Genomic DNA, 10505 nt, shown 5'->3' with positions numbered 1-10505 from the left:
TGGATGATCTGCGCGAGCACAAGAAGCTCGCTCTACGCCAAGCCGCATGACCAGTTTCATGATCGCCCATTTTGCAGAACTTGACGCACACAACCGATCGGCGTCCGCCGCAAGAGACGTGGACATGAATGTGCTCTCCTGCCGGGCGTCACATTCACGTCACCCGGCGAAGCACCGGCGCCCATAGCACCGGACTGTCAATACCACAGTTTTGTCGCACCGCATGGAGTGTCGCTGTCGACACTTCGAGGTAGCCCGCCAGTGCGCGTGTGGCGCCGATCGTGTGGGGGTTGCCGATCCGCTCGAGGGGCCAGCCGGCGCGACGAAGAATGCGCTCCATGCGCAAGTCGGTGACCGTGACGACGTGGCTGAGCCGGGATGAGAGGCCGAACTCGATCATGCCGGCGAAGAGCTCATATGTGCCGAGAGCGATACCGCCCGCCCCCTTTTTCCCAGATGAAGCTATGTCGAGCGCAAAACGGCTGCTTTCCCACACGCTCGGATCCTCAGGTGCAGCCCTTCCTTCCAACAGCATCGGAAAGGTATCGCGAATCATGGTCGGGCCCGCTGAGGGCAGAAGGCGAACGCAACCCTCCACCTGGCCCTCGAAACCGCGCAACAACAGGTAGTGCGGTCTGAGCGCGTCAAAGGAATCGATTTCATAGCCGCCATTATCCTGCACGTCCCAGCCTAGGCGTTCCTTGAAGACGCGAAACCGAAGCCGATGCATTGCATGCAGTCCGTCAGCAAAGTCGTCGTAGCACTCAGGCGCAATAAGCTGGATCATCAAAGTCCTCCAATAGCGGGAAACATTTCCTCGCCATTGGAGACGATCCTTCGCGAAAGCGCAGCCTGTGCAGTTCCGGAGGTCAAGCCGACTTCTCAGGAACCGAAAAGCCTGAAGCCGCCAGACGCGTAATCGCCTGACGGGTGGTTGTCACGCCAAGCTTCTTGCGGACGTTTGCGAGATGGAACTCAGCCGTGTGCCGCGAGATCTCCAGGATGCCGCCTTTATCTCTGGCGGACTTGCCGCGCGCCGCCCACTGGAGGCACTCGTATTCACGCGGCGTCAACAACACCCCGCCAACTGTTCGATCGCCCGATAGTCTGCAGCGGACGAACGTATGAAAACAGCTCGCGAAAAACGGAAGACCTTGCTCGTAGCGATCGGCCACGCGAAAGTATGCAGGATCGGGCTTGTCAGCGGCAAAGGTCATAGCCGCAAAATTGCCGCGGCCATAGATGATCGGGATGGTCACGCCGCAGCCGATGCCGAACTGCGCTGCTTCGTCGAAAAACCTAAGCTGAGGCCCGGACAGATCAAAACTCTTTAGGTCAAATCCCCATCGAAATGTGGATTCGCCATAGCTTGCACGTAAAATGACCGGGTCGACATTCTGATACCGGTTCTCAAGATAGCGCGCTGTCCAGAGCGCCGGATAATTCGAGATCAGCATGGGCTTGCCATTAGACCACGGCGGCAAGGACAAGTAGGCAAAGGTGAATAGATCCAGACCTGAGGCGACATCGGCCAAGGCTCCGCGAAAATCACCCTCATCGACACTTACCGACAACTTTTCCAGGAATGTCTCGAAGACAATTCGCATGTCCTTCCCCATTGTTCTGACTCACCCCCTTGATCTCTCTGCTGTGCGCCACCCGGCCTGTAGACCCCATCGTAAGCCGACCTCTCAAACTGGCCGGACTGACCTTCTTTACAAATGCCGCGACGGTTGCGCATATCATTAGCTCGCCAGCCGTAGCTACGCGGCGATCTCGGACGTTTTTGTCCCAAATGCTACGGCAGCCTCACAACACAAGAAGGTGCTGATGGAGTTCGAGAGTGCGAAGCGCATTGGTGGAGAGCAGCGGGCGGGCCGAAATTGGGTCACCGAACCCAACAAAAAGACGGGCCGTGCGAGTGTTCGTCTTTGACAATTTCGACCGGTGATCGGCAACGCGGCCATTGTATTCCTATGCAGCTATAACCGACGTGATCAGGTCGGAAATCGTCAGGCGTGTTGGTAGCAGTGCTTTGGGCGACTTATGCCAGGTGGGTAGAAGCTGTTGCTCCCGTTTGACAGACCGAGGGGCGATTCCGTCGAGTTCGTAGTTCGTCCAGCCTTTCGAACGGCTCTGACAAAGCGACCACGCCGAAATGGCTGTTCGTTAATCCGTGAATGTTCCCGGCGGCAACTATCCCTGACCAGGGACGGAACAGAACACGGAGCTTCGCGCAATTCGGGTAGAGGCCTGGGCAATTTCCTGATGCTGGAACAAGTGCTGCCTTCAAGGCCCTGCATATCGACGGCCACATGCCAATGCACCGACTTGGGAACCTTTAGGCGGACTGGCTGCTTCGCAAACCGGCCACTATACTGAGGGCGTTCTCCGCGCCCGTAATTGCTGCAGCTCGTCAAGTCCAGCAACCTTAGATTGGCTCCCGACGTGAGCGTGATCTCGGCCATCTGACCGCGAGAACACTCCCCAAATCGCAATGCGTAAAATTCATCTCCCCCTCATCCTGTGTCGGCCAGAATTTTGATTAAGCTCTTACGATCTCCTCGCCTGCTTCAGAAGAGGGACTCGTGTAGGCTTCGATAGTCGCTTCTCTCTCATCTAGGAATTCAAAGAGAAATAACTGGTCCGCAGTTGGCAGAACCAAGAATGCAGAGACCACTCACCCGGTTTGCCGCACATGAGCATCATGACGGGCCTTTGATTTCGCGCCGTTGGGGTTTTTATGATCTTTTTCAGGCATACTCGATCCGTCCAGCTCAGGCGGTTCGAAACGGCATCGGGGTGGGTGTGCCAGTCCCCGAGATACGTGTCCAACCTCCCGGAACGCTCATAGTGCTTCGCAATCTCCGCCTGTTGCCAGCTTTGATCAGGGAGAAAGCTGCTTCGCTCGTGAGATGCTCGGGGCCCGGCCGGGATCATTGCTGTTACGACGGCAACGTTGCTTTCGGCCCAGTACCCCATGAAGGTCCCACCCGTTTCCCGATCATACCAGAGGTCGGCATCGATCTGCATGTCCTGCTTGATCGCCCGAGGCACCCACACTATGGGTTGCATCCGCATTCCTTCATGGGAGGCAACCCATCCACCCGCCAAGACGGCGGCACCCGCTTGATGCCGTCATGCAATGTGAGGGTGTGAACCAAGGATTCCTTGAAATCGGCTGGCTGAGAGAGAATTTGCACGGTCAACCGGACAGCTTCCAGCGATAATTCATGAAGATCGAACGAAGCCCCAGTGAAGGTCAACTCGGCGCATCCAGCCGGCTGATTTAGCGCGGAGACTTCTCCTGACCCAGGAGCTTTCTCGATCAAACCTTTCGCATAGGCGAATTCGCGGCAGGTTGGACAGCCGGATTTCGGCTGATAGGCAGCAACGACGCCCCCCTTCAATGAGAGCGTCCCGAAAAGAGAGATCATCGGTTTGCCGGCGGACTTGCAGTGATCGGCCAGCAAACGTGGGATTCCGGAAGAGGCCGTTGCATCGATGACGATGTCCGCCTTCCCAAAAATCGGCGGTAGAACTGAATGGTCTCCTGCGTTCCCGTCGGCCGCCGTGGCTATGCCTACGGTGTGATGGATCGCCTCGACCTCGACGCACGGGTATTCGGATTCCACGTGGTGCTTGACGGCAGTCGTCTTTCGCATTCCCCAGGCCGTCGCACCAAGCGGCCATCGGATGGAGTTTCCTGGTTCGACGATGTCATGGTCGATGACGGTGAGATGGGAACAGCCGTTGCGGGCAAGCTCGATCGCAACTGGGGCACCAATCGCTCCCATCCCGAAGATGGCAACCACCTTATCCTTCAAGATGCCGACCGATGGAACTCGGGCGCCGATGTCTGTGGCCTCGGCGCGGAGCGTGGGAACTATGATCATGGAGGGGCTGGTCCCTCTCTGTCCTTGCTTCACAGACCGGAACGACTTTGCTGGTCCGTAACGCAGTGGAAATAGCCAGGTGTCGCCGTCAACACGGTGGCTGAGTTCCGTCGATTGGACCGTGACGGACATCGAAATAGCGGGCGAGCCACTATTGATCACGTCGCCTCCAAAGGTAAGCTGGCCCTGCGCCTTCCGCCAACCTTCGGGCGATGGCGGCGCGAAACGACCTACGCGCCTCCACGGAAATATGCCCGTGACCTTCTTCAATTGAAGTCCGGGAGGAAGCGGAAATTTCCGGGCAGCTAGAACGGACCCGTCCTTCGCCTTGATTTCCTCGACCACACCCTGGAATCTAATTTTGTCGTCCATCTTTTGAAGGGAGTAAGACGCCCGCAACGTGCCCTCTGTTTCAGCTCCTACATTCTAGGCAGTGTCAATCAACATATAGCTGCCGTCGACATAGCCATCGAATGCCGGGGCGAAGGCGTTCCACCAGAATTCCATCGGTTCGCCCTGTGGATCCTCCATGCCCGTACCATTCAGAGCGTTGGCGAGTTGCTTCTCCAGAAGTTTCGCCAATGTCCACTCGATGGACCACAGTCCTGTGTCACGGCCCAACAGGCAAAGGTTGCCGTCGGTCGGTGAGCAATGCTTGTGCGGAAAAGTTTTCGGGTTTCCTCGAAGGGCGACTTGCGGGCGCACGAAGGGATAGCTGTCGGGGAAAACTGCGCGAAGCTGGCAGACTTCCCCGGATGCCAGCGGCCATTCGAACTCGATGCTGAGCACCCCCTGTTTCAGTTGGTCTTCGTCGATTCGCAGCGAGTCTCGGGCGAAGAATGCCAGGTCACGGAGTTCGAAATCCAGTCGTCCGACGCAGGTATGCTCCCAGTGGGGGAGCATACCTGTTTTCAGATCGCCGTAGCCCATCCAGGTCATCCTACTAGACGATCCGGCGGCTGAGGTGGGTCCTTGGGGCCAGGCGGAACGCCGGGCGGACGACCCGGAACCCCATCTGGCGGGCTTGGGACCCAGTCGGGGGGGCGCGGCGGGGTGGGGCCTGGATTGCCGGGTATCGGGGGCCGTGCCATGTCGATTCTCCTTTGTGATCGGTCGAAGATACAGATTTTCACATTGAGGCGTTCTCAGCTAAGCTGAGAACACGATTGCTTTATTTCCGTTGAGCATAATCCGCCGCTCCACATGCAGCTTGACGGCCCGTGCAAGGACGCGGCTTTCGATGTCGCGGCCCGTCGCAACGAAATCCTCCGCGCTCATCGCATGCGTTACGCGCTCAGCCTCCTGATCTATGATCGGACCTTCGTCGAGGTCGGGGGTCACGTAATGCGCGGTAGCGCCGATAAGTTTCACTCCGCGCTCGTACGCCTGATGATAGGGCTTTGCGCCCTTGAATGAGGGTAGGAAGGAATGATGAATGTTAATCATCTTGCCGAACAGGCGAGTTGACAAGTCGTCGGACAGGACTTGCATGTACCTGGCCAGGATCACGAGGTCCGCGTCAGTTTCACATATAAGACCCAGCAGCTTTTGTTCCTGCTCGGTCTTGTTGTCCTTGCATACAGGCCAGTAATGATAGGGGACCCGCTCCCGCCCAGCGACCTCACGGCTGTCTTCGTGGTTAGATACGATCGCCACCACGTCAGCCTTCAGCCAATCGACCTTGATTTGATAAAGCAGATGAAGCATTGCATGGTCGAATTTCGACACCATTATGATGATCTTCGGCCTACGGCGCGCATCGAGGGTGTGAAGACACAAACCGAAGCGGTCGATTGCCGGTTTGAGCGCACGCTCGATTGACGCGGTCGAAAGGGACTCGTCTCCTTCAACGACCAGACGCATGAAGAAGCGATTGCTGGTGCGGTCCCAGAACTGGCTGCTCTCGGCAAGGTTGCCACCGAGCACAGCCAGTTCGGTTGAGACGGCCGCGACGATGCCGGGACGATCATCGCAGGTTAGAGTTAGGATCTGGAGTTGGGACATTGTACTCTGGGTCAAATTCGATCTGGAGGGCTCGGGCAGGATAACGAAAAAACGTCGCCGCGAGGTTAGTCGGCGACCTGGAAGATTGGCGCTTCGTAGTCCCTTATTTATGGCGGCAATGACCTTCGAGTCCTTCATACCGTCAAGGTGCTGGATGGCACGGAGATGCCGACGGCGGTGTAGAGATTGGGCGCGACGGCCTACCGGTGTGGCCTACATGCCAGTCTTTGGGCGCATAGGCGGCGTCGACCGCGCCGCGGGAAGCGCCGACGACGGTACTGAGGGTCGGCTGCCGCCGAGACATTCTCGACGGCAGCCGCATTGCCTTGGGAGGCGCTTGGAAACGAAGTGGTCCGCACTGTGATCACCTTGCTGGTGTCGGTAGACTGCACCGTCTGGATGGCGTTGCCGACATGGATCGGCCGCTTGAAGGTGTCAGGCGAGACCACTTCGATGATCTCCGACGCCTGCGCGGCATCGAGCAGGCCCGCCACGCGCGGCCCCACATTCTTGCACGACGGGGCCGCGGGCGCGATGACAGCGCATGGGCGCCCGCAAGTGAAATGACGAGTGCCGCTGTGGGTTCGCTGAAACGCGGCAAGCTCGTCGGCCTCGGCGAGCAGCATCAAACCGCGCCCTCAGCCTTCAGCGCGCGATATGTCGTATCGACTGATTTCGCGGTCGCATCAACGATGATGTCGATCTCCTTTCGGGTGATGATCAGAGGTGGGGCATAGCCGAGAATATCGCCGTGCGGCATAGCCCGGCCGATGACACCATTCTCAAACAGAGCAGCGGCGGCGCGCACGCCGACCTGAAGTCCGGGCTCAAACGGTACTCGCCCTTTAGGATCCCGCATCAGCTCCACGGCGGATAGAATGCCGACGCCGCGAACCTCGCCAACGATGGGATTCCCCTCCAGTTCGGCTTTCATGCGGGCATGCCAGTACGGTCCGACATCCCGAACATGTTCCAAGATGTTTCTGTCCTTTATCAATTTAATATTGGCAAGCGCGGCCGCCGCGCAAAGCGTGTGACCGGAATATGTCCAGCCATGGCCGAGTGGGCCGTGCTTCTCCGTTCCTTGCTCCAAAACCGACCAGACGCGGTCGCCGATAATTGACCCGGAGATGGGGAGGTAGGCGGAACTCAAGCCCTTGGCGATGGTCACGAAATCCGGACGCATGCCATAAAGATGGGAACCGAATTTCTCACCGGTTCGCGCGAAGCCGCAGACCACTTCATCGGAGATAAGAAGGACATCGTACTTGTCAAGCACCCCTTGAATGGCGGTCCAGTATCCCTTGGGGGGTGGAACGATGCCTCCGGTCCCAAGTACAGGCTCTCCGATGAACGCTGCAACCGTCTCTGGGCCCTCAGCGAGAATAAGGGCATCAAGTTCATTGGCACAGCGCGTGGAGAACGCTTCCTCGCTTTCGCCATCATGCGCCTGGCGGTAATGGTGAGGCGCCGTCGTATGGCGCACAAGATTCAGCGGCAGGTCGAAGAAATCGTGAAAGAAGGGAAGGCCTGTCAGGCTACCGGTGACCAGGCCGGACCCGTGATATCCGCGATGCCGCGAGATGATCTTCTTCTTTTCAGGGCGGCCGAGAATGTTGTTGTAGTACCACACCAGCTTGATGTTGGTTTCGTTGGCGTCGGAGCCCGAAAGGCCGAAATAGACCCTTCGCATGTTCTGCCCAAAATACTCGACCACGGCCTCTGCCAAGAGCGCGACTGGCCCGGTCCCTTGGCTTGCATAGATATGGGCAAACGGCAACTCGTGCGCTTGCCGGGCGATAGCCTCGGCAATCTCCGCGCATCCATACCCCATATTGACGCAATAGAGCCCGCCGAAACCGTCGAGACTTCTCCGACCCTCCGTATCCCAGATGTAGACGCCTTCTGCGCCGGCCATGATCCGGTTTGGCGTCTCGCCGCGGCTGTGCTTGGCCAAATGCGTGGACGGATGAAAAACGAAGCTTCGATCCTTCTCCCGCAGTTGCTCGGTTCCCAGATTGCTCAAACGCATCGTCCCTCTCCTCGCGATTCCTCGGCTGGGAACACTCGGTCAGCTGCCGTTGGAAACCAGCATACCGGCAAACATGTCTCGGGTTTCACGGGAATGCACACTTTTAGCCGACGAGTTCACGGAATCGGCGCCAATGCCCGTGGAAACCAAAGCCTTCGGGAGTTTACCGTTGCCTCAGGGTGGGCAAAGGAATCGGTGAGTTGGATTTCACGGGTTTCGTCAAAGGCTGTAGTATTGCTCGATACCCAAGCCTGCTTGCAGCAATTCCTCCATGAAATCCTGATACGCAGCCATGGAAGGAGATGAAACGCGCATCAAATAGTCGATCCGCCCCCCGATGGCCCAGCAGTCCAGGTTTTCCTGAATCTGTTGGATCGCAGTCTCGAAGTGCCGTTGGTCCTCGAGACGATGGCGATCCAGAACCACCTCAACCCTTATAGAGATGATGCCACCCACGAGGGCTGGCTCAGCCGCGCGTATCCCCAATGTACGATCGAACCGATCTTGATCCAAGCGCCGTCATGACTTCATTAGGTATGCAACCTATTGAACTGGCGAGCTCATCAACCGACTGCGATGGCCCACAGACTTCGACCAAATCGCCGAGCGATGGCTTTAGATCTGCCGCCGAGCTGAGATCAATAATGGAGGTGTCCATGGAAACCCGGCCTATGACGCCAGCCGCTCGGCCTTTATAATAGACCTGAATCCGATCCCGATTAGCCGCAGGACGTGTGTAGCGCGGATAGCCGTCCACATAGCCCAAAGAAATGACTCCGATCAAGCTGTCCCTCTCTAGCCTGTGAGCCCTTCCATACCCAACGTAATCTCCGTGACGAAGGGTCTTCACCTGGAGGAGCCGCGCATGGATAGAGACAACTTGTCGAAACGGGTTGCTGCGGCTTACGAACGGATTACCGCCGTAGAGACCTATTCCAGGACGAACCATCTCAAAATGGGCCCTGCGACCGAGGAGGCACCCTGCTGAGCCGGCTAGCGATGCGCGCCGGAGCGCTCCGAACTCCCTTCGGACCTGCCAAAAGGTGTCAACCTGCTCTCTGTTGCGAGGGTCGGAAGGATCGTCGGCACAGGCCAAGTGGCTCATAATCAGGTCGAAATAGTGTAGGCGACCTTCGATCAGATGTTTCAGAGTACCCAGCTCCTCCACGTGGAACCCGAGTCGATTGATGCCGGTGTCGACATGCAGGGCGGCTCCGCCAGTCCAGCTTTCGCGTTTGCAGAAGTCGATCCAAAGCCGAACCTGGGACTCCGAAGTGAGTACCGGCTTAAGATTGAACGTCTTGTGGGCGGACTCTGTACCAGGAAGGAGTCCATTTAGGACGTATATCTCACCGCCGTCATTCTGCTCGCGGAGCTGAGCCCCTTCTTTGAGATGGGCCACGAAAAAGCTTGCGCATCCCTCTGATGCCAATCGGCGAGTGACGGTAGCGAGTCCTGCTCCATAGGCATCCGCCTTAACTACAGCCGCAACTCCCGCCCCAGGGCAAAGGGCTCGGAACTCGTTGAAGTTCCAGGCAAGATTATCGAGGTTGATCTTTACCTGTTGCGAATGGCACTGGAGCATTGTTTTCTATCCTATTACTAGTAGCGATCGGTGCCAGTCTCCTCAATCCGCCAGCGCCTCGCTCACAATCAATACGGCGCAACGGATGATCACGCCGCACTCGAGCCTCGAGATCAACATAACTCAACAGTTCGCCAGACCGTCCGTCACCACCGCGCATGCTCGTTCTCCGAATCTATCCGGAGACACCTGGATCGCGGAACCGCTGAAGTGGTCTAAACCTTTAGGGGGATCCCTTGCGCAAAGTTATCGTAAATATATTATCACACGATGATAACATGAGTGCCGGGCGATGTCCCGTACCAGCCCTACGTAGCAGCGCTGCCATGCCGCTCCGGGAACTACTCGCCGATCACCGCGACTAGGCCGCCATGATCGTCGGAGACGACCAGCTCAATCTTGAGGCCGCGCGCATTGGGCGCCGCGAGGAAGTCCTCCCAGGCCGAGCGGCTCTCGCGATTGGCCATCCCCACGGCCAGGATCTGGGGCCTGTCATCCCAAACGATGCCGACCGCGATCAGCACCGCTTGGCCCCCGGGTCGCGCGAGGCCGAGAAGGCATTGCCGCACAGCTCTTCGGGGATCGCCTTGAGCCTCCGGGTCGGCGCGCCCTGCACGTACATCTCCGCCGACGTCGCCACCAAGTCAGCACTCTACCGCGTAACGTGCCGCAGCGATAACCGCATTGACCTTGGCCAAGTGAGGATGACAGGGATGCGAGCTGCCGCACAGCTTTTAAGAGTCCTCTCTGTTACGAAATTCAGCGATGGGCGTTTCTGCGGATAGGTTGCCGCCCATAGCGAACAGGATCATGGCGAAAGCTTAAGTTGATTACCCAACGGTGTCTCAGTCGAGGGTGACCGGTCACATATCGGAACGAGGGCAGAGTTTCGTCGGGGTAGTGTGCTGAGAGTTCTGCAAATTCGCTGAGAGGGGGCGGTCATGGCAGGCTGGTGATTGTTCACGTCACCTGATTCCCGCGAAGGAAC

10 protein-coding genes and 2 pseudogenes are annotated in these 10505 nt (G+C 57.9%); all 12 read right to left on the bottom strand.

Annotated features, from left to right (window positions below):
• Window positions 1-154 precede the first annotated feature (154 nt).
• Entirely contained in the window at window positions 155-787 is a 633-nt protein-coding gene (locus NKJ58_RS31250) for an acyl-homoserine-lactone synthase (RefSeq protein ID WP_352854692.1), read from the bottom strand.
• Window positions 788-869: 82 nt separating this feature from the next.
• Window positions 870-1607 (bottom strand): helix-turn-helix transcriptional regulator, encoded by a 738-nt coding sequence (locus NKJ58_RS31245; RefSeq protein WP_352854690.1) that lies wholly within the window; start codon window positions 1605-1607, stop codon window positions 870-872.
• 405 nt (window positions 1608-2012) lie between these two features.
• Window positions 2013-2468: a DUF1883 domain-containing protein gene (locus NKJ58_RS31240; protein ID WP_502902365.1), complete on the bottom strand. Its 456-nt coding sequence runs from the start codon at window positions 2466-2468 to the stop codon at window positions 2013-2015.
• Window positions 2469-2619: 151 nt separating this feature from the next.
• Window positions 2620-3075, bottom strand: a complete 456-nt coding sequence (locus NKJ58_RS31235; protein ID WP_352854686.1) for a Mov34/MPN/PAD-1 family protein — start codon at window positions 3073-3075, stop codon at window positions 2620-2622.
• Window positions 3063-4268, bottom strand: a complete 1206-nt coding sequence (locus NKJ58_RS31230) for a ThiF family adenylyltransferase (protein WP_352854684.1) — start codon at window positions 4266-4268, stop codon at window positions 3063-3065. Before NKJ58_RS31230 ends, NKJ58_RS31235 begins: the two co-directional genes overlap by 13 nt.
• Window positions 4269-4322: 54 nt before the next feature.
• Window positions 4323-4826: an E2/UBC family protein gene (locus tag NKJ58_RS31225; RefSeq protein ID WP_352854682.1), complete on the bottom strand. Its 504-nt coding sequence runs from the start codon at window positions 4824-4826 to the stop codon at window positions 4323-4325.
• A gap of 219 nt (window positions 4827-5045) precedes the next feature.
• Window positions 5046-5900 (bottom strand): formyltetrahydrofolate deformylase, encoded by an 855-nt coding sequence (gene purU, locus NKJ58_RS31220; protein ID WP_352854681.1) that lies wholly within the window; start codon window positions 5898-5900, stop codon window positions 5046-5048.
• Between the two features lie 65 nt (window positions 5901-5965).
• Window positions 5966-6489, bottom strand: a pseudogene (locus tag NKJ58_RS31215) (electron transfer flavoprotein subunit alpha/FixB family protein); the annotation flags it as partial.
• Between the two features lie 36 nt (window positions 6490-6525).
• Window positions 6526-7932: an aminotransferase gene (locus NKJ58_RS31210; protein WP_352854680.1), complete on the bottom strand. Its 1407-nt coding sequence runs from the start codon at window positions 7930-7932 to the stop codon at window positions 6526-6528.
• A gap of 219 nt (window positions 7933-8151) precedes the next feature.
• Window positions 8152-8388 carry an Lrp/AsnC ligand binding domain-containing protein gene (locus NKJ58_RS31205; RefSeq protein ID WP_352854679.1) on the bottom strand — a complete coding sequence of 79 codons (237 nt, stop codon included), beginning with the start codon at window positions 8386-8388 and terminating at the stop codon, window positions 8152-8154.
• A gap of 10 nt (window positions 8389-8398) precedes the next feature.
• On the bottom strand, window positions 8399-9517 hold the full coding sequence (gene alr, locus NKJ58_RS31200) for an alanine racemase (RefSeq protein WP_352854678.1): 1119 nt from the start codon (window positions 9515-9517) through the stop codon (window positions 8399-8401).
• Window positions 9518-9799: 282 nt separating this feature from the next.
• Window positions 9800-10160, bottom strand: a pseudogene (locus NKJ58_RS31195) (transposase); the annotation flags it as partial.
• Between the last annotated feature and the right edge of the window lie 345 nt (window positions 10161-10505).

The sequence above is a fragment of the Mesorhizobium sp. M0139 genome, assembly GCF_040322455.1.
Taxonomy (GTDB): domain Bacteria; phylum Pseudomonadota; class Alphaproteobacteria; order Rhizobiales; family Rhizobiaceae; genus Mesorhizobium.
The sequence above is the reverse complement of the archived record's forward strand: the minus strand, read 5'-3'. Positions and strand labels throughout refer to the sequence as shown.

Coding starts and splice junctions, on each gene's coding strand:
- NKJ58_RS31225 (WP_352854682.1), bottom strand. CDS start 4,826: ATGGGCTACGGCGATCTGAAAACAGGTATGCTCCCCCACTGGGAGCAT.
- NKJ58_RS31230 (WP_352854684.1), bottom strand. CDS start 4,268: ATGGACGACAAAATTAGATTCCAGGGTGTGGTCGAGGAAATCAAGGCG.
- NKJ58_RS31250 (WP_352854692.1), bottom strand. CDS start 787: ATGATCCAGCTTATTGCGCCTGAGTGCTACGACGACTTTGCTGACGGA.
- NKJ58_RS31240 (WP_502902365.1), bottom strand. CDS start 2,468: ATGGCCGAGATCACGCTCACGTCGGGAGCCAATCTAAGGTTGCTGGAC.
- NKJ58_RS31210 (WP_352854680.1), bottom strand. CDS start 7,932: ATGCGTTTGAGCAATCTGGGAACCGAGCAACTGCGGGAGAAGGATCGA.
- alr (WP_352854678.1), bottom strand. CDS start 9,517: ATGCTCCAGTGCCATTCGCAACAGGTAAAGATCAACCTCGATAATCTT.
- NKJ58_RS31235 (WP_352854686.1), bottom strand. CDS start 3,075: ATGCAACCCATAGTGTGGGTGCCTCGGGCGATCAAGCAGGACATGCAG.
- purU (WP_352854681.1), bottom strand. CDS start 5,900: ATGTCCCAACTCCAGATCCTAACTCTAACCTGCGATGATCGTCCCGGC.
- NKJ58_RS31245 (WP_352854690.1), bottom strand. CDS start 1,607: ATGCGAATTGTCTTCGAGACATTCCTGGAAAAGTTGTCGGTAAGTGTC.